This is a genomic window from Gelidibacter japonicus, assembly GCF_010725055.1.
Classification (GTDB): Bacteria; Bacteroidota; Bacteroidia; order Flavobacteriales; family Flavobacteriaceae; genus Gelidibacter; species Gelidibacter japonicus.
On the sequence record NZ_BJKB01000001.1, the window covers coordinates 260,853 to 284,288 of the forward strand.

Sequence of the window (23,436 nt, forward strand, 5' to 3'; positions counted from 1 at the left end):
GGTTTTAAAAAACCTGACAGGTCTAACCTATAAAAAATCAATCATGAGCAATAAATTAAATCCGAGCATGTCTCTTGCCAAACCCGATTCGCAAGCACTTTCCAAAACGCAAAAATTTGGAGTCGCCATTGGAGTTATCGGTCTTTTTATTATGATATTGGCCTTTTTCAATGTCGATTTCCCCAATAAAACTCTGTTCCTATCCTTATCGTTGGTTATGATTACTGTAGGAACCATCATATTTTCAAACAACGCCTATCTAACAAAACAAGCAGGGATTCAAAATGACGGTGTCTGGTTTAAATCCATTGCATCACGAGGTTTTTGGGGATGGATATTGGGCATTGTACTCACGCTATTTTATATCGTCCTCTATTTTAAAGCCGAATGGCTTGGATTGGCAGCTAAAGGTGAAGCGAATAGCGGATTGGTGGCACTATTTGATCCTTTAAGCCGATTCTTGAACGGCGGACCGGCAAGCCAATGGTTTGTTTATGGCACACTCTATACGGTTGCCATTTTAGTTTTTGGCTATAAGTTTATGCTGAAATACCGTCATAATAGATACGAGCAATTAAGAACGGTATCTGTGATGTTCTTTCAATTGGCATTTGCTTTTTTGATCCCCGAGTTTATGGCGCGACTAAATTCAGATACGTTCAGTCTACCGTATTACGACTTAAAAAATATTTGGCCGCTTAACTATTATAATTTTGACAAATACCGCGTGGATTCGATGATTGAGGCGGGCGATATCGGATTAGCATTATTGATTTTTGGAATCGTTTCCATATTCGTCATTACACCTATTTTGACCTATAAATACGGAAAACGTTGGTACTGCTCTTGGGTTTGTGGGTGTGGTGGACTTGCGGAAACTGCTGGAGACCCCTTCAGACACCTGAGTGACAAAACTCAAGTGGCTTGGAAAATTGAACGTTGGGTGGTCCATAGTGTCGTGGTTTTTGTAACCCTGATGACTACCGCAGTGATCTATTCCTATTTAGGTAATGATTCCAGTAAGTATTGGTTGACAAAAGATGTTTTTCTCCTTAGCGTCGCCGGTCTATTAACATTCGTATTTGCATTGGTCATGATTTTTAAGCGTAAAGAATTGGCTAAGGACGCGCAATATGGTGCCATTGGATATTTTGTAATCATCATGGCGATCATAGGCATGCATTATTTTAGCGGCACCAAACATGTATTTTTATTCAATACTTATTTTCTTCAATCCTCCTACGGGTTTTTAATCGGTGCGATATTTTCAGGGGTGATTGGCGTAGGCTTCTATCCTATTTTTGGAAACCGCGTTTGGTGCCGATTTGGTTGTCCGATGGCTGCAGTCTTAGGATTCCAGCAGCGTTTGTTTTCAAGATTTAGGATTACGACCAATGGTGGACAATGTATTTCTTGTGGCAATTGTTCTACCTATTGTGAAATGGGCATTGACGTTAGAGCATACGCCCAAAAAGGAGAAAACATTGTTAGAAGCAGTTGTGTAGGTTGTGGTATTTGCGCCGCGGTTTGCCCAAGAGGTGTTCTGAAATTGGAAAACGACTCCTTAAAAGGACGAATCAACAGCAATGATGTTTTATTGGGGAATGATGTGGATTTGATGGATTTGGTGAATCAGAGATAGTTTTCAGTCCTCAGTTGGCAGTACTCCCGCCTCCGTAATAGCTGCGGACGGGCAGGCAGTTTCAGTCCCATGTTCAGTCTCAGTTTTCAGTTTGATATTCGTTATTGCCTTCTTACAAGATTCTCATTGTCACTCCAATAAAACCTCTGTGAGTCTCTGTGCAAAACTCTGCGTTCCTCTGTGTAACCTTTATACCCAATTTCAATAAACTATTCTTACTTTTGCCCCAACTTTAAAACGTCAAATGCCCAACATCAAAGTCATCATCCCCGCATATAACGAAGCAGAATCCATTGGTCTGGTTATCAACGAGATCCCATCTGTTGTCAATGAAGTCATTGTCGTCAACAACAATTCTACCGACAAAACTGCTGAAGTTGCCCAAAACGCGGGAGCAACCGTTTTAACCGAATCTCAAATGGGCTACGGCTATGCCTGCCTAAAGGGAATGGAGTATATTTCCACCCTGTCTGAGAAACCTGAAATCATCGTTTTTATGGATGGTGATTATAGCGATTACCCAGAAGAATTAACGAAAATAGTCGCGCCGATACTTGAAGATAACATCGATTTTGTAATAGGTTCAAGAGTCAAGCGCTTACAGGAAAAAGGGTCCATGACTCCACAACAGCATTTTGGAAACTGGTTGGCCACCTTTTTAATGCGTGTTCTATTTGGCGCAAATTTTACCGATCTCGGTCCATTTAGAGCTATAAAATATCAAAAACTCCTAGATTTGAAGATGCAGGACAAAACTTATGGATGGACCATTGAAATGCAATTAAAAGCTTTAAAACAAAATTTGACCTATATTGAGATTCCTGTAAAATATAAAAAAAGAATTGGGGTCTCAAAAGTATCAGGAACCATAAAAGGTACTATCTTTGCGGGCGTAAAAATCCTAGGTTGGGTTTTTAAATATAGTTTTAAGAAATGATTCTAGAAACCTTAATCATAGTTGTTTACACCATTGCTCTACTCCTTATTTTATTATATGCGCTAGCGCAACTCAATCTGTTATTCAATTATTTATCTGCAAAAAAAAACAAGGATACCTCGGAAGTTTTTGATTTATCCAATCCGGAAGAAGTGCCATTTGTGACCATTCAGCTCCCGGTTTATAACGAAATGTACGTTATGGAGCGACTTTTGGACAACATCGCCTTAATGGACTATCCTAAAGATAAATTGGAGATTCAAGTTCTTGACGATTCTACTGATGAAACCGTTATAACTACCGCCGAACACGTTGAAAAGCTAAAAAAGACAGGTTTGGATATCCAACATATCCGAAGAACCGATCGCAGTGGATTTAAGGCAGGCGCTTTAAAAGAAGGTTTAAAAATCGCAAAGGGTGAATATATTGCCATTTTTGACGCCGACTTTCTACCCAAACCAAACTGGCTAAAACAAACCATCCCTTATTTTAAGGATGAACATATCGGCGTGGTCCAAACCCGCTGGGGACATATCAATAGAAATTACTCGGTACTAACAAAAATTCAAGCTTTTGCTTTAGATGCCCATTTTACACTGGAGCAGGTCGGTAGAAACAGTAAGGGCCATTTCATCAATTTCAACGGTACCGCTGGCGTATGGCGCAAAGCTTGCATCCTGGATGCCGGGAACTGGGAAGGCGATACACTTACGGAAGATTTGGATTTAAGCTATAGAGCACAACTTAAAAACTGGAAATTCAAATATTTGGAAGATGTTGAAACGCCTGCCGAATTGCCCGTGGTCATTAGTGCAGCACGTTCACAGCAATTCCGATGGAACAAAGGTGGTGCTGAGAATTTCAGAAAAATGATGTGGCGTGTCTTGACCTCCAAAAACATTTCACTAAAAACCAAACTTCACGGTCTGTTGCATCTATTGAACAGCACCATGTTTTTGAATGTTTTTTTGGTTGCCATACTAAGCATTCCAATGCTGTATATCAAAAATGAATATGCTCATTTGAGGTTCTATTTTTATTTTATGAGCTTTTTCGTAATGAGCACCATCATCTTTTTTGTGTGCTATTGGATGATGTACCGGGAGATCTATGGCGCCGGTTTTAAAAACTTCTTCAGCTATGTGTTTTTGTTTTTTACGTTTTTCTCCATTGCCATGGGTTTTTCACTCCATAATTCCATTGCCGTTATTGAAGGGCATATTGGAAAGCGAAGTGAATTCATCAGGACGCCTAAGTTTAATATCAGCTCCTTAAAAGATAGCTGGAAAGGCAATAAATATCTACGCAAGAAAGTTTCCATGAACGTCATTTTTGAAGGTGCACTGATGCTTTATTTCGGATTTGGTCTTTACCTAGCCTTTGCTATTGGCGATCAGGGCGGAGATTTTGGTCTCTTCCCATTCCACCTCATGCTTTTTGTAGGGTTCGGGTATGTGTTCTTCCAATCACTGACCTCTAAGGTATAGTTGGATTTTCATTTGGGCGTTCCCTTTCGGCCAAAACACTAGCCACATAACCAACAAAATCAGGCTGGGCCTCAGGTCGCGCTATCCACTATATCTTTTTACACCAGCGGCATTCCTACGGTCAGCCACTGGCATAAAAAGGATGCCGTTTCTATCGCTAACGCAAATTCGCCGGTCAACAAAATTATAAGCTTAAAATAAATATTCTCCGAAAAAGGAACCAAGACCGCTGCACTAATAGAAGAAAGAACCAAGATTAAAAACATTAAGCCCTGTTTATGGGGGCTTTAAAATTTAAAATCGGTCTGAATAATACTGTTTCGGTATTGTCTCAAACTAAACTACTACAGACTAAACTGCCATACCAGTCCAAAAAACGTTCTGGTTGGAGTTTTAAAAACAGACTGAAAGTCTGTTGCACCTGCCTGGCGGCAGTCAGGTTCGTAAAATAGTTAGCATAATACTTTTTACAACTTTCCGGGAAAGAATCCGTGAAATTCGTGATTCCAGTAGCTTTGGAACATGTCTAAATTTTTAAAAGCTAAAGTTAGTTGCACTTATGTATTAAGTCTTAACGTTATTTGAGACCAATAAAATAAAAGAAAATCGATGTCGTCAAAGTAAAAACCCTTCAGATCTTTTTATATGACATCAAAATAAACAGCTTATCTTGCAACGTCAACCAAATCCAGATCTTCCTTGTTGAAGACGGACTTTTTATAGCGCTTAATGTTCAATCCAGCAGTTCTAAGATTAAATAGGTCGCCCATTCTTTTAGCACTTGTAAGTGCTATTCTTTACGCCATATTTGCCTATGATTTGGTGAGAACAGAATACACCAAACTCATCGTATTATACACACTTCTGTTTGTTTTATTCTATCGGTTGATAAACAAACATTCAGAAAACTTTAGACTTTTGGCAATCTTCGCCATCTTTCTTAGAGTCGTCTTTCTAGTGGCAACCCCAAATCTCTCGCAAGATTTCTATCGCTTTATTTGGGACGGACGCATGATCATCGAAGGCTTTAATCCTTATCTCTTTACCCCAGAATCATTTATAAGTATTGGTAAATTTCCAATCGCGCAGGCCCAAGAACTTTATCAGGGCATGGGTACACTTAATGCGAGCCACTTTACCAATTATCCACCTGTAAAACAATTCATTTTTATGATTGCCGCGCTTTTCTCCGGAAAGAGCATTCTAGGCTCAGCCCTCGTTTTTAGGATCTTTATTATTGTGGCAGATATAGGAACGCTATATGTTGGAACGAAGCTTCTACAGCGTCTGAAAATGCCTGCGCACAATATTTTCTGGTACATCCTTAATCCATTTATCATCATTGAACTGACCGGAAGTTTACATTTTGAAGGCATTATGATATTCTTTCTTATCTTAAGCCTATATCTCTTGCATTTGGGAAAATGGAAGACTGCCGCAATCATCTTTGCGCTATCTGTATCCGTAAAATTGATCCCGCTATTGTTCCTTCCGCTATTTTTTCAGTATTTTACCAAGAACAACACGGCCATAGACATCACAAACTCAACAAATCAAGGCTCCACCACCTCACCACTAAACTTTGGAAAACTTATAGGCTTTTATGGTATCATAGGCATCACTACCTTAGTTTTATTTGCACCATTCTATTCTTCAGACTTTATACATAATTATGCAGAAACCGTGGGACTTTGGTTCAGCAGGTTCGAATTCAACGCAAGTCTCTATTATATTGCACGAGAGATTGGATACACGATTACAGGCTACAACGAAATTGCCATAATTGGTAAATTTATTCCAATTATAACCGTTGTCTCACTTCTAATGTTAACTTTTTTCAGAAAAAATACAAGCACGAAACAACTCCTAGTAAGCATGCTTTTTGCGGCAAGTATTTATTATTTCATTTCTACTACCATCCATCCCTGGTATTTGGCTACTTTGGTCATCTTATCTGTATTTACCAGTTTCAAATTTCCCTTGGTGTGGTCATTCATGATTATTCTTAGCTATTTGGCCTATGTCAATACACAAAACGCAGAAAACCTATGGATCGTCGGACTGGAATATCTGATTGTGTATTCCGTATTCATTTGGGAAGTTTTCATAAAAAAAGACCACCAAAAGGCAGTCTTTTAAATTTAGCAACGCTTTTGTCACAGTGTTTTTAGATGTGTTATGGTATAAACCTCGACCTCATCTTCAAACCCATTTTCATCTTTTGTTACCACCGTTTTTACGGTATAGGTCACCTCAAATTTCTGATTTAAAAATAATTCAGCATCCAGATCAAATTCCTTTAGGACCGCTTCCTCAATCTTTTGAAAGGTCATGGTAAATTCTGAGCCGTCATCTTTTCGTGTTGTAATAAAATTATATCCATAGCCTTCATTGCCATCATAAACGCCATCTATTTTTAGATCTTGAGAGGTGAAATAAGAAACTGAGGTGTTTAAGGGGAAAGGTGTAGCGGACAATAGAAAAAGGCATAAAACAGGTAGTGCCAATATAAATTTTGTTTTCATAATATTTTCAATTTAGGATAGTAACTCTTGAAGTTTCGGAAGTTTGCCACATCAAGTCCGGACTTTTAGCAACCTCATCCTGACGAAGTCTGCACGTGGACATCAATTGAGAATAACGCCTATAGGAATGGACTAATTAACCGTTGAAAATATCTGATGACTTGGTAAAACATTTAAATTCTACCGTAAAATCATTTGGGTCCTTGACAAAGAATGACTGATGCTCTCCTGTTTTGTTTTCCAAAAACTTCACCTGAGAAACGATGGAGGCATTTTTAGATTTCAACGCCTCAAGCATATTGTCCCATTCTTCTTTTTTCAATATCACACCAAAATGGAAAGAAGGCAAAATATCGCCATTAAAATTATAACTTTTAGATTCAAATTTAAAAGGCCCACATTCGGTAAATGTAATTTGATTTCCAAATAAATTGATATCTGCCCATTTTACAGAGGAGCGTCCAATTTCTGCTCCAAGCATATCTTTGTAAAACAATCGCGTTTTATTTATGCTTACACAAGGTAAGGCGAGATGAAATTGTGTTGCCATAAGTAGTTTGTTTTCACCTGATTATTAATAGCGTGTATGTTAAAGTTACGTTATTTTTTGACACGTGATAATGTTTCACTCAAATTTTTTCGATTACATCTTAATGTTGCGCATAAAAAAAGTTGCCCGTTAAGGCAACTTTTAAGTCAATATAGTATCATGATCTATGGAAATAGTTCATGTGCTTGTATTTTAATCTACAACTAGTCTAAGTCATCATCTAAATCCACATCGTCCATTTCCAAATCCGGATCGTCTTCACCAAGCTCAGGGTCTTGTACTGCGTCTGGATCATCCTCTGCAAACTCTTCATAATCATCTTCATCGTAGTTTTCCATGGTCAACTGCAGCTTGGTGCTCACTTTCACCAAATACTTGGTATCGCTTGTTGTCACCTCCACAGCTTCTACGATTTCGTTGTTGGCGTTCTTAAATGTTATGATATTATCGTCATCATAACCATCAGGATACTTTTCAACCAACAAAGAGAGAATTTCTGGTGTCAATTTTTTAAAATCGACGATTACGCGTTTTAGATTGTCTCTTTTGTTACTCATAATTACATGTCTAATATATAGGCAAATATAAGTGGTGCAACAATAGTAGCATCACTTTCTATTATAAATTTTGGGGTATCGATATTTAATTTACCCCAGGTTATTTTTTCATTGGGTACGGCTCCTGAATACGATCCATAGCTTGTTGTAGAATCACTGATCTGACAGAAATAGCTCCAAAATGGCGTATCTGTTCGCTCCATATCCTGGTACAACATTGGCACCACGCATATTGGGAAGTCTCCCGCAATGCCACCACCAATCTGGAAGAATCCAATACCGTTTTGAGAATTTTCAGTGTACCAATCTGCTAAGAATGTCATATATTCTATCCCAGATTTCATGGTACTGGCTTTCAATTCTCCTTTTAGAACGTAGCTGGCAAAAATATTACCCATAGTACTATCTTCCCAACCTGGTACAATTATAGGTAAATTTTTCTCTGCTGCCGCAAACATCCAAGAATTTTTTATGTCAATTTCATAGTATTGCTCAAGCACACCGCTCAATAACATTTTGTACATAAATTCGTGTGGAAAAAAACGCTCTCCCTTATCTTCGGCATCTTTCCAAATTTTAAAAATATGCTTCTGTAAACGTCTGAAAGCCTCTTCTTCAGGAATACATGTATCTGTAACCCTATTCAAACCTTTCTCCATCAAATCCCACTCATCTTGTGGAGTCAAATCGCGATAGTTTGGTACACGCTTGTAATGTGAATGCGCCACCAAATTCATGATGTCCTCTTCAAGGTTGGCACCTGTACTTGAAATTATCTGAACTTTATCTTGGCGGATCATTTCAGCAAATATCTTACCTATCTCCGCGGTACTCATTGCTCCTGCCAAAGACACCAACATTTTGGAACCTTTTGCCAATTGGGCCTCATATCCTTTGGCAGCATCTACCAATGCCGCAGCGTTGAAATGAAGATAGTATTTTTCAATAAATTTAGAAATTTCTCCTTTGTTAGTCGTCGTCATCATTATCGAATTTAGAAAATTTGTTTGTGCTTGAACCTGTTTCATTAAAATTACTTTCGTAACCATCTTCTACATTATCGTCCAAGAATTTATAAGTTAACATTTTATAATACAATTTGGCAGCCAAAAAGTCGGAAGATTTTTCCTTTGGATCTGGACAAAGCTCAACGATGTCAAATCCTACCACATTTTTTTCTTCAAATACTTTTCTTAAAAAATCCAAGGTCTCGTACCAAAACAGACCTCCCGGTTCAGGAGTTCCGGTTGATGGCATGATGGATGGATCAAAAGCATCCAAGTCTATGGTGATAAACACATTGTCCGTCATTTGATCAATAGCGCTGTCCATCCAGAACTCATCATTGACCATGTCATGGGCAAAATAGGTTTTCTCTTTGTCCATCACAGTGGTTTCAATAGCATCCATACTGCGAATGCCTACTTGAATCAAATTGGTGTTTTGACTTGCTTCATATACAGCACAGGCATGATTGCATTTGCTGCCTTGATATTCTTTACGCAAATCGGCATGTGCATCAATTTGAAGTACAGTCAAGTTATCAAAACATTCATTAAAAGCGCGAATGGTACCAATAGAAATTGAATGTTCTCCACCAAAAGCGGTTACAAACTTATTGCGCTTGATATATTTTTTTACAGTTTGGTGCACCGCATCCACCATCTTTTCAGGAGATGAATTTTCAGTCACGGCATCTGCAAGATAAACGCCTTGTTTGTAAACTTCAGTTTCCGTTTCAATATCATAAAGTTCCATGTTTTCAGAAGCATCCAAAAAAGCTTTCGGGCCTTTGTCTGCACCTTTCTGCCATGTACTTGTGCCATCGTAAGGCACAGGTATCAGTACGACTTTAGCAGTTTCTAATTTGGAATATTCCTCTGGTATTCCTGCATACGTTATATTACTGTTCATTTTGCAATAATTATTATAATTTTAAAGGTAAAAGGCAATTAGTCATATTATGTTTTAGTTTTTCAGAAACTATTAGCTTTCGCTCGTGTCATTATAACCTAAAATATCTAGTAAGTCTTCACTTTTTTGCTGCTCCGCAAAGATTCTGGTCGTTAACTTACCATTTTCATCCTTATCAATCAGAATATGTTTTGGCGAAGGTATTAAACAATGCTGCAATCCACCAAATCCACCTATAGTTTCCTGATAGGCGCCCGTATTGAAAAACCCAAGATACAAAGGTTTTTCCTTATTATATTTAGGAAGGTAAATAGCGTTCATATGCTGTTCACTGTTGTAATAATCATCACTGTCACAGGTCAAGCCACCCAAAAGTACTCTTTCGTAAGTATCGTACCAACGGTTGATTGGCAACATCACAAAACGTTTATTGATGGCCCAAGTGTCAGGGAGCGTCGTGATGAACGATGAATTGATCATATTCCACTTTTCCCTATCGTTCTGTTGTTTTTGATAAAGCACTTCATAGATAGCGCCACCACTTTCACCAACCGTAAAGCTTCCAAACTCTGTAAAGATATTTGGCACCTCTACTTCTTCCTGCTCACAGAATTCCTGGATTTGATTAATGATTTCGTCCACCATATATTCATAATCAAAATCAAAGGCCAATGAATTCTTAATTGGAAATCCACCACCGATGTTCAAACTGTCCAAAGACGGACAAATACGCTTTAAATTGGCATACACTTTCAAACATTTAGAAAACTCATTCCAATAATAAGCATTGTCACGGATGCCTGTATTGATGAAAAAGTGCAACATTTTCAGTTTCACCTTCTTATTGTCCTTGATCTGGTTTCTATAAAATGGTAAAATGTTTTTGTAGCCTATGCCCAACCGGGAGGTGTAAAACTCAAATTTCGGTTCTTCCTCCGAAGCTATCCGGATACCAATGTTGAACTTGCCTTTGATTTCCTGTGAAAGCAAATCAATTTCTTCATAATTATCAATAATCGGAATACAGTTCTTGTGACCGTTGTTGATCAGACGTGCAATATTGGTGATATACTGAGCACGCTTGAATCCGTTACTGATAACATAGGTCTTGTTGTTAATCTTACCTTCCTCTTTAAGTTTTTCGACAATGTCAATATCAAAAGCCGAGGAGGTTTCAATATGAACATCGTTTTTTAAGGCTTCATTCAATACATGTTTAAAATGCGAACTTTTGGTACAATAGCAATAATGGTATTTGCCTTTATATTTGTGTTTCTTAATAGCTTTGGCAAACCAATCCTTGGCACGACCAATATTATTTGAAATCTGGGGGAGATAGGTAAACTTTAAAGGGGTACCATAATCTTCAACCAATTGCATTAAATCTATATCATGAAAATGGAGAGTCTTGTCTTCCAGCTTAAATTCATCTTGTGGAAAATAAAAAGTTTGATTGATGAGATCAATATATTTTGTATTCATTATGCTTTATTAAGGTTTAAAAATCTGAAAAAAAATTCAATTAGAGTAATAAATTCCTGATAAATAATGAAAGTATCAAACTTGGATCTGTTGATGCGATGGAATAGACACGATAATAAGGTGTTTCCATTCAGATAATTTAGAAGTACGCTTTAAAATTTGGTGACTTATCTGATAAGTTGCTTTTGGAAATGACTTCTTAAAATCCAAAAGCCCAAACATAGAAACACGGTTCAAGGGTTCAGCTAAATAAAGTGCAAAAGAACTATAAAATTTCTATAAAACAAGATGCAATGACTAAAAAATATGAATGAAGCTTTTGACGTCGTTAGACTTAGTTGGATTATTAAGATGTTTAGAGCAATCTCTTGCCCCTCAGTAGCATTTGGACGCTGAAAGCTTGGAGCTTAGAACTTGGAAACTTGAAACCTGAATCGCATATCAAGACAGCATCTTCAGCGTGTTGACTTCCTGCTCCGTAAGATGTTTCCAATGCCCACGGGGTATATCTTTTTTTGTTAAGCCTGCAATGGCCACACAATCAATTTTAATAATATCATATTTTAAATGGTCAAAGATGGAACGTATAATGCTACTTCCGGTGTTTTTTATTTTTAGACCAATTTGGTTTTTTGATTCGCCAACAACATAACTGATTTCCTCAACCGTCACCAACTTACCATCAATTTTCAATCCGTCCTGGATTTTCTTGAGGTCTTCAAACTTTAGATTTTTGTCCAATTCAATTTGAAACAAACGTGGAACACCATTTTTGGAGTTGGTAAACTTTTCCATCAACGCCTCATCGTTGGTAAACAAGATCAACCCCAACGAATTTCTACCCAAACGCCCGATAGGCTTTATGCGTGAAGTCGTAGCATTAGCTACCAAATCCATTACTGTCCTACCTTTTCCTTCGCTTGTTGTCGTTGCAAAACCTTTCGGTTTGTTGAGTAAAACGTAGGCCTTTTTCTCAGGATTGATACGTGCCCCATCAAAACGGACATCATCGTCTAACCTGACCTTATATCCCATTTCGGTAATAATCTTTCCGTTAACGGTCACACTTCCTGTAGCGATGTGCATATCAGCATCACGACGAGAACAAATACCAGAATTGGCAATGAATTTATTAAGCCTTATTTCGTCTGGTTTAGACTTTTTAACCGATGCTTTTTTATCTGGAGCTGGTTTCGAAATATCTTTGGTAACTTTTCTCATGGGGGCATTTCCTCTAGAAAAACTCTTGCCTTTAGCATGGTCACGCCCTCTACCTGAAGTTGATCCATTGTTTTTATCCTGACCTCTCCCTGATGACTTTCCTTTTCCACTACTCCCTTGATGTCTACTCATGACTTGAAATTTTAGGCAAAGATACTTTAATATATCTCTATTTCAGAGCATTCAATTTACGAATTTCCTAAATCCTATTCAACACTACATCAACATTGATCAATACAATGCTAAAAACCCCGGCAACTATGATAAATTTTAGAATGTTGTGCAGTACAAGATAATGTAATTTTGTCTTTGACCTCCATAACAATACAATGAATGCAAGGAGCAAGAACGTACTAAAATAAAAGAAATAGTTCATGTGGCCAATATCAAAATAAGCGATGAGCAAGAGACTTGGTATTAAGGTAAAAAGTGCCAGGGAAGTCAACATCGCTTTTGACACATGCTCTCCATAAACCACTGGAATGGTATGATAATTTTGGGCGAGATCTCCTTTTATGTTCTCCAGATCCTTTGTTAACTCCCGCATTGAAATTATTAAGAATAAGAACATCGCATGAAAAAATATCACGGTTTCAAAATTTTTGTAATAAATAAAGATTGCAAAAAAAGGTGTGATCGTTAAAATAGCGGAGGTTAGATTTCCAATAAAGGGCAATCTTTTCAATTTATGTGAATACAGCCAGATTCCGAAAATATATAATGAAAAGAAAATGACGGCATTGAATGACACATAACTGGCCATCACTACCGACAAGAAATTAAGCACAAAATAAAACGACAACTTTGTGTTCTGGCTCACCAATCTATCCAACATGGATTTATTGGGACGATTGATCAGATCCTTTTCCGAATCGTAGAAATTATTGATGATATAGCCTCCTGCAATGGTAAAGGCCGACGAGAGAACCAACATAAACAGATTCAAATCGAGCACTACTTCCCGCAAAGGCCAATCGGGCGCCAAAATATAAATGGATGCCAAGTATTGGGCAATGACAATAATTAAAATATTGTAGCCCCTTATGACAGAAAACATGCTAAAAAACTTGAGCAGCAGGTGTTTTTGTTTTCTGGTCAGCATAAACATATGTTTAGAGCAATTTGGTAAGAGCAGCACCAGAAGTCTCGAAAGAACATGAGTTTAAAAATTATAAACTACTTCTAGTTTGTAATCTTTAAGTGACTGCCTCGCCTTTTCAATGTCTTCAGTAAATCCTAGGATATAACCTCCACCACCAGAACCACATAGTTTCAAATAATAATCGTTGGTGTCGAGGCCATTTTTCCAAAGCGCATGAAACTGTTGAGGAATCATCGGCTTGAAATGGTTCAGGGCCACTTTTGAAAGTTTTTTTGTATTGAGAAACAGCGATTTAAAATCGCCTTTTAAAAAGTCGTCCACACAAGCATCCGTATGCTTTATAAATTGGTTTTTAAGCATTCTTCTGAAACCTTCTTGCTTCATGTTTTCCATAAAAATACTGACCATCGGCGCAGTTTCTCCAATCATGCCACTATCCAACAAAAACACGGCTCCTTTTCCATCACTCTTTTGTGAAGGAATTCCAGTTGCTTCGATATTATCCTTTGAGTTGATCAAAATAGGAATACTCAGATAACTATTCAACGGATCCAATCCTGAGGATTTACCATGAAAAAACGATTCCATTTCAGAGAAAATGGATTTAAGCACCAATAATTTTTCACGGGTTAAATTTTCTAAAACGGTAATTTTATCGTGTGCATATTTATCGTATATAGCAGCTACAAGGGCACCACTGCTCCCAACCCCATAACCTTGTGGAATTGAAGAATCGAAATACATTCCGGCATTTACATCGTTTTCCAGGGCGTCCAGATCAAAAGTCACCAATTCAGGACTGATGTTTTTTAGATATTCAACATATCTCTTGAGATTATTGTTGGATTTTATGGCATTTTCAGAATCGAGTCCGTCAGTTTTTAACGCACCATTAAAGAAATTGTATGGAATAGACAGACCTTTGGAGTCTTTAATGATACCATACTCGCCAAAAAGCAGGATTTTAGAATAAAATAGAGGTCCCTTCATATTATAGTCTTCAGTTCGCAGTATGCAGTTTATGCAAAATATTCAACAAATATACGTATTAAAATTGTATTTGGTTTGCTCCAAAACCAATTTGGTCGCAAATATAATGTCCATTCTGACAATATGCAACCAACTCGCTCTGAATAAATTGCAGGATTTCCTGGCTTTCCTTATTTGGATAAAGCACATGCACATTAGCTCCCGCATCCAATGTAAAACTGATATGTAACCCTGTTTTTTGTCTGAACTCCCATATTTTATTGATAATCTCCAAAGTGTTGGGTTTCATCAAGATAAAATAGGGCATGCTGGTCATCATCATCGCGTGCAAGGTCAAAGCTTCACTTTCAACTATAGCGTTAAAAGCATCCAAATCACCTGATTCCAAAATCCCCTTAAGAGATTCAAGATTCTGATGGGCCTGCTCAAATCTAATTTGCGCATAAGGATGGTTGTGCATTAGATTATGCCCCACCGTACTGCTCACCTGCTTCTCTCCTTTATCAACCAATAAAATCGTATCCTGATACTCTTTAAAATTCTCATGGACCTTATATGGATATTTTATCCCAAATAAATCTGTGCTTCCTTCAATCGACTTTGTTTTTCCCCAAACTATCAAATCACCTTCAATACTTCTGCACGCACTTCCTGATCCCAAGCGCGCTAAAAAGGATGCTTTTTGGTTGAAATATTCGTCATCAAGATCTTCTTCGACTGCGCTTATAATTACATCAGAATTTATCAGTTGCTTTTCAACACTCATTAAACACAGGGCCAAAGCGCTCATACCACTTGCTGAAGAAGCGATGCCTGAACTGTGGGGAAAAGTATTTTCTGTTTTAATTATAAATCGATATTGTTTTAAAAACGGCAGATACACCTCTACCCTTTCTAAAAAAGTTTGAATTTTAGGTTTGAAATCGTCTTTTTTTTCACCATCCAAATACACTTCAAACTCAAAATGTTCAAGATCTTCTTTTTTAGAAAACTCGAGTGTGGTCATAGTTTTGCAATGATTCAGTGTAAAACTAATAGAAGGATTTTCGGGAATTTGATCCTTTTTCTTGCCCCAATATTTCACCAAAGCAATATTGCTGGGAGATTCCCAAGTCACACTTCCTTTTTCTACATTTGTAGTATATACTGGGGGTATAAAATCGCGTGCGGTCATTTGTTATTTATATTTTGATACAGTCTTTTTTAAAAACATATCTAAAATTGATGCTTAAAGCTGCAAAAATAGGAAATCTAACCGTCATTTTTATCGCTGGTTGTTAATGCTATCAATTGTACCATGGTATTATAGTTTCTGGCCGTTCCTGTTACTTTTAATTTTCGTTCAAAAGCAGTCCAATTGAATTTTGCCTGTCCATAACCCGCATTGTTGTAAAAATAGAGGCATTTATTCTTTATGACGAATTCTTCATGTTCATAAGATATCTTGGATACTTCCTCAACCAGTTCACTGTTGGGCAAACTGTTAAACATGATAAAATAACTCTTTTCCTTTTTTTCAACCGAAAACGGACAAGCTTCAAAAATGTCCAATATTTCCTGAGGTGTTTTAACTATAACCAAAACTTCGAATTTGAAATGCGAATGGATAAGTTTTTGGATTTTATTCGATATGACATCTGCATTATGCAACGAATCAAAAATAATATTCCCACTTTGGATATAGGTCTGAACATTCTGAAATCCTTCTTTGGTCATGAGTTGTCGCAGGTTTGCCATGGCGACTTTTTTGTGCCCGCCTACGTTGATGCCTTTTAAAAGAGCGATGAATTTTGACATGTTTAAAAATCTTGAACCTGATTTATAATATTCAGAATGACAATATCATTGCCATTTATCGTATAGTGAATAGTGTATTGAAAGTCATCAAGATTAACTATTCTTACCTCGTTATATCTCATTTGAAATGCAAATGGCATATTCAAAATCGCTATTTGATCTTCCAAATGTTCCAAAAACCCATCTCCTTTGTTTAGTTATCGAAATAATAATTTGCTTGATAGAGTTCGTGTTTGGCACCTTCATAAAATTGAAGATTATCTACCATTTTCTTTTAACACCTCTTAGAGCGAATAGGTTTTTAGAGATCCATTTTTAAGACGTTCCAACGTCTCATCCATCATTTTTTTTATACTTCTCAGATGCCTGACTACAGTGGGTGGCAATCTCTTCTGAGGTATAAGCAATGTGGTTTTTTAAAGTTCGTTTTTGACGTTTTGGTGTTTATCCAAAATCTAAACGGTCTTATGGTCCAACTCGATCAGATTTTTCGCCTTGCAATATCAATTTAATATATCCAATATATTTATTTCAAATGTAAAAGGTCGAAGAAAAACCAAAAACAATAATGGTATTATTTCTATACAACATTGATACATGTTATCGATAAAATTTGTAGTTTTGTCGAGATTATAGCATAATTTTATAGTACAAAGACATATTCCCCCCAAATCATGAATTTATTAAAATCAATTTTGATATTAATAGCGACTACCCATATTCCTGTTTTCGGCTATTCTCAATCAACCATAGATCAAAATCCCAGAAGTGATCAGCCTAAGTATCCTATTAGTGCTACAGACAGTATTTACAAAGCCACTATGCTGTTAAATGAGGATATTGCTTACGCCAAAAGTAATAAATTACCATTTTCCCTTGCCAATACACATCAAACCTTAGGACATATTTATTCGAGTATTGAAAGTCATGAAACTGCAACAATGCATTATATGGATGCGTATCGGATTTATGATTCACTTAAGAAACCGCAGGAAATTGACGATATATTGGCCATGTTGGCAAGAACTTATGTAGACGGAAAAAACTATAAAAAGTTTGACAGCCTTATTCCAATAGCATTAAGGCATTCAAAACAACTTAATAGCATTAACTATTTTTATAATTTGGAGTCACAAGTTCGAAAAAATTATTTTTTCAAACAGTATGGCATTGTCTTAAGCAATTCAGAAATCGCCTTACAGCAATTAGATACATATGATTTTTTGACTGAAAAAGATAAGAAAGAAAAAATAAAACTAGTTGAACTCTTTCGTTACTATCTATCTGTAGCAATGATTAATCTTAAACAATATGACAAAGGCTATGAACTTCTCTTTAAAATTGACCCCACACAATTTCGGGTTAATGGAAAAGAGCACCTTGCGCCAATCAGCCAAATGGCAACATTAAATTATTACAAATTCAGATATTTCAACGAACGAAAAAAGCAGCTGGACTCGGCAAATAAGTACTTACTGATCTCAGATTCTTTAAAATACATCGCTATTAGGAACTTCCAGGACAGGCTTTCAGAAAATGGTAACCTAATCTATAAAATTATCTCTACTGAAAAGCAACTACAACTTGCCAACATTAAAAGAGAACACCACAAAGCCTCATCAAACGCGTTTTTAATGGCCACTATTGTACTGAGTTTGTTACTTACCGTATTAGGGGTATTCTTCTATTACTATCACAATAATAGAAAACGCATGAAGACCATCAATTCACGACTCAAAGAGTCGAATAAAAAATTAATGATCATAGACAAGGAGCGGCTTGAGTTTTTCTCCATTTTAAGCCATGAGCTAAGGACTCCAATCTACGGAATCAATGGTCTTGCCACCTTAATTGATCAAGAAGAAGATCCAAAAAAATCGAAAACATATCTTAATGCACTCCTTTCTTCCAGCCATTATATTTCTGTGCTTATTGATAATGTTTTACAAATTTCTACCATAAAATTCGAAAAGAAGAGCTTGCATTTAAAACCTACTAATATTTTAGAACTGGTCAAGAAGGTGTCGAGTTCCATCAAGATTTCGGCAGATCAAAAAGGCTTGAAACTTTACACCAATATTGAAAAAACCAATTGGGGTGAGAATTTATTGGTTGACAATGTCGTGCTGAGCCAAATCCTGATCAATCTTACCTATAACGCCATTAGGTATACCTCCAAAGGCTTTGTGGCCATAAATGTCACTGAGCAAAGAAGAACCGATACGCACGTAAATTTACTCTTTGAGATTAAAGATTCAGGGATTGGAATACAAAACAAACATCGCGACATCATCTTCAATGCGTTCGAAAACAAAACGTTTTTAGAAAAGAACAGTACTGGTTCAGGTTTAGGCCTTTACATTGTCAAAACCTTGCTCAAAAGCTATAATACTGAAATTAAATTTTTATCCAAAGTAAATGAAGGGAGCACTTTTTACTTTGATATTGACTTCGAAATTGCGGGAGGGACTATTCAGGACGAACCGCAATTCCAACCATTTGAGGATGCACCATCCAAGATTCTAATTGTAGATGACAACAACATTAATTTAATGGTGACCAAAAAAAATGTTGAAAGAATACCTGGCTGCTTTTCTGAAACCGCTAGCCACGGAAGGGAAGCTATTTGTCTTGTGAAAGACAAGGATTTTGATTTGGTATTAATGGATATTAACATGCCAGATATGGATGGTTATGAAGCCACAAAACATATTAGATTGTTTAATCCAGACATTCCAATTTTGGCATTGACCGCTTTAAATTCTGACGAAATTCAAAGTAAAGCTATGGCTTGTGGCATGAATCATGTCATAACCAAACCATATGACTTTGAAGAGTTCAAGTCCATCATTTTAAAATACGGACATGTACTTCAAGAATAAACTTACTCAAATGGCTTGGGAAACCAAATAAGCCCCCGTCCAAGCATTCTGAAAATTAAAACCACCTGTCACGGCATCAACATTAATGACCTCACCTGCAAAATAAAGATTTTTGTGAAGCTTGCTTTCAAAGGTCTTAAAGTTGACTTCTTTTAAATCAACGCCTCCTGCGGTCACAAATTCTTCCTTGAAAGTGCTTTTCCCATCCACTTGAAAAACGGATTGGGTCAATTGTGTGGACAAATTCTCCAACTGTTGTTTATTCAATTCTGCCCAACGCATTTCCTGATCTATGCCTGAAGCCTGGATCAATTTGTGCCAAAGACGCTTTGGCAAATCAAATTGTGCTGACTTATACACGGTTTTCTTGGCGAAGTTGTGTTTTATATCCCTTAAACTTCCCAAACACGTTTCAAATGACTGTTTGATAAAATTGATTTCGATTTCGAATTTATAATTTCGTTTAGCAAGTTCAATAGCCCCATAAGCCGAAAGCTTTAAGATGGCAGGAGCACTCATGCCCACATGGGTAATGAGCAAAGGTCCTTCCGAACACAAATCGGATCCCACAACTTTGACTTCTACATTTTGCGCCACCACTCCCGGAATATCTTTGATCCGCCCATCTTTGATATTAAAAGTGAAAAGCGACGGAACAGCTGGCGAAATACGGTGTCCCAAATCCTCCAACAACTTCCATATTTTAGGATTGCTACCGGTTGCGATAACCAGTTTTTTGCAATAGAACACTCCCGACTGGGTTTCTACATTAAAATTATGATCCAAATCCCTGGTCTTATCTGGAGATGACAGTTCTATTTTTTTGACACTCTCATTATAGAGCACCTCAACCTTATGCTTTTTGGCTTCATTTAAAAAACAATCGATGATGGTTTGAGACGAATCCGTAATAGGAAACATGCGTCCATCGTCTTCGATTTTTAGTGCCACACCTCGTTTTTCAAACCAATCGATGGTGTCTCCCGTCATAAATTGATGAAAAGGACCCAGTAATTCCTTTTCTCCCCGAGGGTAATTCAAGACCAATTCTGAGGGCACAAATTCGGCGTGGGTCACGTTGCAACGTCCACCACCAGAAACCTTAACTTTTTGAAGTCCTTCTTTGCCCCGCTCGAGAATGGCAACTTTTAAATTCGGATGACGTTCTGCAATATTGATCGCTGCAAAAAAACCCGCAGCTCCTCCTCCAATGATGATGATATCTTTCACATTCATAATCTATCAGGATAATCAGAAATAATGCCATCTACCCCATAAGTTTTCATCAATGCAATGGCCTCAATGTCATTCACAGTCCAGGTATTGACCTTATACCCTGATTCCTGAAGTTGTTGCACCGTACTTTGATCCAATAAAAAACAATGTGGATGAATGGCCTTAGCTTTAATGGATTCGGCAAAGCTGGTAGCCGATTCAATATCTGACTCCGTCAATACTGCCAAAGGAATATTTTTATTGATATTATAAACACTTTTCAATTCGTCGTGGTTAAAGCTGGACACTATAAAATCATCAATCTTCCAGTCTTTTGTTTCAGTATATAATTGAATGCTTTTACAGGCTTCGAATGCCGTACCCTCGCCTTTAAGCTCAATATTCAACATACATTTTTTATCAATCAGATCTAAAACCTCCAATAAGGTCGGAATTTTAAATTGACCAACGATTTTTAGCGCTTTAAGCTCCTCAAGAGATTTCATGGCAATTTCGCCAGTCCCATCGGTCAATCGTTCCAATGTAAAATCGTGATACACCACTAACTCTCCTGTTTGACATAAATGGACGTCAATTTCAATACCATCAACACCCAAATTCAATGCTTTTTGAATGGATTCTAAGGTGTTTTCTGCAACATATCCTTTGGCACCTCTATGACCTATTTTTAAGGGTTGATTCACGAATTATGGATGTTTCTTGTTTCTGTTGTTTCTGTTGTTTCTGTTGTTTCCCACCTCCACAGGAGCTTCCCGCCTTCGCAAAAGCTGCGGACAAGCTGGCGTACGGGCAAGCTCGTTTTTCACGATTTTCTTTTTGGATTTTTGAATTTGAAATTTTGAGTCTTTTTCAGTTTATTTCGGTCTCAACAATCCTTCCTGTGCCACTGAAGCGATAAGCTTTCCATCTCTGGTAAAGATATTTCCTTGTGCAAATCCCCTGGCACCTGATGCGTTTGGCGATTCAATGGCATACAACAACCAATCATCAAAATCAATGTCCCTAAAATACCACATTGAATGGTCCAAGCTCGCCGTTTGTGTGTTTCCCCAATGCGCCTTACTGGCATGACGATTCATGACCGCAGCCAAAATGTTATAATCTGAAGCATAAGTGAGGATTTGCTGTTTCAATGCCATATCCAGATGTGACGCATCTCCTTTTAATTTAAACCAAATATTGTTAAATGCTGGCAAGTCTACTTTATTGAAAGGATTTACAAGTTCAACCGGTTTGAATTCAAAAGGACGCTCAGCCTCTAAAAATCCCTTGGTTTTCTTTGGAATAACCTCCCCAAATTGCTCTAAGATCTCTGTCCAACTCATTAACTCTTCTGGCTGTTTAACTGACCTATTCATTTCAATTTGATGACTATACCCTTGTTCTTCCATCTGAAAAGAGGCGGAAAGGATAAAAATGGTCAGTCCGTTTTGTTCAGCGGTCACCCGTCTTACTGAAAAACTACCACCATCCCGTACTATACTAACGTTATAAACTATTGGCAACTCCAAATTACCCGCTTCCAAAAAATAAGAATGCATTGAATGGAGCACACGATTATTGGTTATCGTTCTTGTTGCAGCATTCAGTGCCTGTGCCAAAACCTGGCCCCCAAAGACATTAGGGCTCCCCACAGATTTACTAAAACCTTCAAACTGGGTAGGAGTTATTTCCTTTAAAGCAATGAGCTCAACTAATTCTTGAACATTGGTCATATGATGTTTTTTTAAGCTTTTCAAAGGTATCCAAATAGAGGTAAAATGAAAACCCCTACAGTAATTAAATCTTAAAATTTGATTCGTTCAAGGATTTTAACTTTGACATTCGATTCTCTATTAATGTTAAATCGATTTCATTTTTTTGACTCTCAATAGCGTCCTGATATAAATTCTGAACTTCTTTGACAATGGTTTTTTTATAATTATCATCCCAAGTATCCGCTTCCAACAACAAATACTCCAACATCATAAATAGTTTTTGGACAACTATTATATCGTGCTTGCAGTAAGTTCGCAATGCAGCCATGACACTGTACATCAAGTCCTCAAAATTCACTGTTTTAATACTCACGTAAGCATCACCGTCATCATCAAACAAATAACTTCTATCTCTTTTTTTCATTCGAAGCGTGAACAATTCGGTCATATAATCGACAGCATTTATGGCTGTTCCCGGGTCATTAATTCCGGGCGACATTGCTTTTAAAGCTATTTCTGTAATTTGCTTAAATGCCAATACATAATTTTCCTCAACAAGCTCATTTTTTGAAAAATGAAAACATGCCAAAATTTCATTTTTAGCATCTCCATCCAATTCGGCACCGGAATACTTAAGTAGCGGCAACCCTTTCAAGATATACGTGCCTTTAATTTGAACAATTTCAATTTTCACCTTTTTTTCTTGAGCAAATTCTGCTAAGGAGTTTAACCCCACATCTTGGAAATAACCTGATTTTGCACATTCAACCGTCTTCCAGTTTGAAGTGTCCGGAAACTCTATTTCCGTGGATTTCTCATTATCTATAAGTGTAGTTAAACGTTCATAGGCCTTATCAAAAATCTTATCCATTATTGTCCCCACCTGTATTTGTTGCGATATGGAATGGATAAAATATATAAAAGCAGCTAAACATACCGTCATAAAGATAATGGCCAATAGCACGGAGAATCCTGGAAGCTGATACTTATCGCCATGTGGCGTTATGGAGACTAAAGTAAAAATGCAGTACAATAACGTACTATTGTAAATCCCCAATATGATTTGATGTCTTCTATTAGAAATCAGACCTGGAAGCAGACGCGGCGAAAAATTGCTGGAAGCCTGATTGAGCAAAATCATCACCAAGGAAAAACTGAATACCATAATTGAAATCAATCCTCCAATAAAAGTGGTTAAAAGATCTCTTGCGGTATCAATATTATTGATCACCAAAATAGGTGCATTTTCGATGAGATATCCAGAAACGCCCCAACTTTCAAGATAATACATAAAAAAAGCAAACAGCAAACCAACCAAGCTGATCAGGGAAGGGTAGAAAGCAATATTGCTCTCCAATTTGATAATGTATTCCAGAAGATTATAAAAATGCTTTTTCATAGATTACTTTAAGACTGC

At 37.2% G+C, this 23,436-nt stretch carries 20 protein-coding genes; 5 read left to right on the forward strand and 15 right to left on the reverse strand.

Features of this window, described 5'->3' with window-relative positions:
- Positions 1 to 43: 43 nt before the first annotated feature.
- From G6N06_RS01150 to G6N06_RS01165, 4 genes are all read left to right on the forward strand, one after another.
- The gene (locus G6N06_RS01150) at positions 44 to 1,642 is read left to right on the forward strand and encodes a 4Fe-4S binding protein (protein ID WP_163514211.1); all 1,599 of its coding nucleotides are present in this window, start codon (positions 44 to 46) and stop codon (positions 1,640 to 1,642) included.
- A gap of 244 nt (positions 1,643 to 1,886) precedes the next feature.
- Positions 1,887 to 2,579 carry a glycosyltransferase family 2 protein gene (locus G6N06_RS01155; protein ID WP_163514212.1) on the forward strand — a complete coding sequence of 231 codons (693 nt, stop codon included), beginning with the start codon at positions 1,887 to 1,889 and terminating at the stop codon, positions 2,577 to 2,579.
- On the forward strand, positions 2,576 to 4,066 hold the full coding sequence (locus tag G6N06_RS01160) for a cellulose synthase family protein (RefSeq protein WP_163514213.1): 1,491 nt from the start codon (positions 2,576 to 2,578) through the stop codon (positions 4,064 to 4,066). Before G6N06_RS01155 ends, G6N06_RS01160 begins: the two co-directional genes overlap by 4 nt.
- A gap of 729 nt (positions 4,067 to 4,795) precedes the next feature.
- On the forward strand, positions 4,796 to 6,205 hold the full coding sequence (locus G6N06_RS01165; protein ID WP_163514214.1) for an MptA/MptB family glycosyltransferase: 1,410 nt from the start codon (positions 4,796 to 4,798) through the stop codon (positions 6,203 to 6,205).
- 17 nt (positions 6,206 to 6,222) lie between these two features.
- Here G6N06_RS01165 and G6N06_RS01170 read toward each other — a convergent pair whose 3' ends face one another.
- From G6N06_RS01170 to G6N06_RS01220, 11 genes are all read right to left on the reverse strand, one after another.
- Positions 6,223 to 6,591, reverse strand: coding sequence for a hypothetical protein (locus G6N06_RS01170; RefSeq protein ID WP_163514215.1), 369 nt, complete (start codon positions 6,589 to 6,591; stop codon positions 6,223 to 6,225).
- Positions 6,592 to 6,727: 136 nt separating this feature from the next.
- Entirely contained in the window at positions 6,728 to 7,141 is a 414-nt protein-coding gene (locus G6N06_RS01175; protein WP_163514216.1) for a VOC family protein, read from the reverse strand.
- Positions 7,142 to 7,344: 203 nt separating this feature from the next.
- Positions 7,345 to 7,698 (reverse strand): hypothetical protein, encoded by a 354-nt coding sequence (locus G6N06_RS01180; protein WP_163514217.1) that lies wholly within the window; start codon positions 7,696 to 7,698, stop codon positions 7,345 to 7,347.
- A 2-nt stretch (positions 7,699 to 7,700) separates the two neighbouring features.
- On the reverse strand, positions 7,701 to 8,681 hold the full coding sequence (locus G6N06_RS01185; protein ID WP_163514388.1) for a deoxyhypusine synthase family protein: 981 nt from the start codon (positions 8,679 to 8,681) through the stop codon (positions 7,701 to 7,703).
- On the reverse strand, positions 8,668 to 9,612 hold the full coding sequence (gene speB / locus G6N06_RS01190) for an agmatinase (protein WP_163514218.1): 945 nt from the start codon (positions 9,610 to 9,612) through the stop codon (positions 8,668 to 8,670). The genes G6N06_RS01185 and speB overlap by 14 nt, the downstream gene beginning before the upstream one ends.
- 72 nt (positions 9,613 to 9,684) lie before the next feature.
- Positions 9,685 to 11,094, reverse strand: a complete 1,410-nt coding sequence (locus G6N06_RS01195; protein ID WP_163514219.1) for a type III PLP-dependent enzyme domain-containing protein — start codon at positions 11,092 to 11,094, stop codon at positions 9,685 to 9,687.
- A 441-nt stretch (positions 11,095 to 11,535) separates the two neighbouring features.
- Positions 11,536 to 12,447 (reverse strand): pseudouridine synthase, encoded by a 912-nt coding sequence (locus G6N06_RS01200; protein ID WP_163514220.1) that lies wholly within the window; start codon positions 12,445 to 12,447, stop codon positions 11,536 to 11,538.
- 67 nt (positions 12,448 to 12,514) lie between these two features.
- Entirely contained in the window at positions 12,515 to 13,417 is a 903-nt protein-coding gene (locus G6N06_RS01205) for a geranylgeranylglycerol-phosphate geranylgeranyltransferase (RefSeq protein ID WP_163514221.1), read from the reverse strand.
- Between the two features lie 60 nt (positions 13,418 to 13,477).
- Complete coding sequence (locus G6N06_RS01210) at positions 13,478 to 14,407, reverse strand: mevalonate kinase family protein (protein ID WP_163514222.1); 930 nt, start codon at positions 14,405 to 14,407, stop codon at positions 13,478 to 13,480.
- Between the two features lie 58 nt (positions 14,408 to 14,465).
- On the reverse strand, positions 14,466 to 15,581 hold the full coding sequence (locus G6N06_RS01215; protein WP_163514223.1) for a diphosphomevalonate decarboxylase: 1,116 nt from the start codon (positions 15,579 to 15,581) through the stop codon (positions 14,466 to 14,468).
- A gap of 77 nt (positions 15,582 to 15,658) precedes the next feature.
- Complete coding sequence (locus tag G6N06_RS01220) at positions 15,659 to 16,204, reverse strand: DUF1697 domain-containing protein (protein WP_163514224.1); 546 nt, start codon at positions 16,202 to 16,204, stop codon at positions 15,659 to 15,661.
- A gap of 674 nt (positions 16,205 to 16,878) precedes the next feature.
- On the opposite strand from G6N06_RS01220, the gene G6N06_RS01225 reads away from it, so the two are divergent.
- Positions 16,879 to 19,086, forward strand: a complete 2,208-nt coding sequence (locus tag G6N06_RS01225; protein ID WP_163514225.1) for a response regulator — start codon at positions 16,879 to 16,881, stop codon at positions 19,084 to 19,086.
- 6 nt (positions 19,087 to 19,092) lie between these two features.
- On the opposite strand, the gene G6N06_RS01230 is transcribed toward G6N06_RS01225, so the two are convergent.
- From G6N06_RS01230 to G6N06_RS01245, 4 genes are all read right to left on the reverse strand, one after another.
- Positions 19,093 to 20,322: a BaiN/RdsA family NAD(P)/FAD-dependent oxidoreductase gene (locus G6N06_RS01230; RefSeq protein WP_163514226.1), complete on the reverse strand. Its 1,230-nt coding sequence runs from the start codon at positions 20,320 to 20,322 to the stop codon at positions 19,093 to 19,095.
- Positions 20,319 to 21,005, reverse strand: a complete 687-nt coding sequence (locus G6N06_RS01235) for a glycerophosphodiester phosphodiesterase (RefSeq protein ID WP_163514227.1) — start codon at positions 21,003 to 21,005, stop codon at positions 20,319 to 20,321. The genes G6N06_RS01230 and G6N06_RS01235 overlap by 4 nt, the downstream gene beginning before the upstream one ends.
- 171 nt (positions 21,006 to 21,176) lie before the next feature.
- Complete coding sequence (locus G6N06_RS01240) at positions 21,177 to 22,037, reverse strand: acyl-CoA thioesterase (protein ID WP_163514228.1); 861 nt, start codon at positions 22,035 to 22,037, stop codon at positions 21,177 to 21,179.
- A 64-nt stretch (positions 22,038 to 22,101) separates the two neighbouring features.
- Complete coding sequence (locus G6N06_RS01245; protein WP_163514229.1) at positions 22,102 to 23,418, reverse strand: DUF2254 domain-containing protein; 1,317 nt, start codon at positions 23,416 to 23,418, stop codon at positions 22,102 to 22,104.
- Positions 23,419 to 23,436 lie beyond the last annotated feature (18 nt).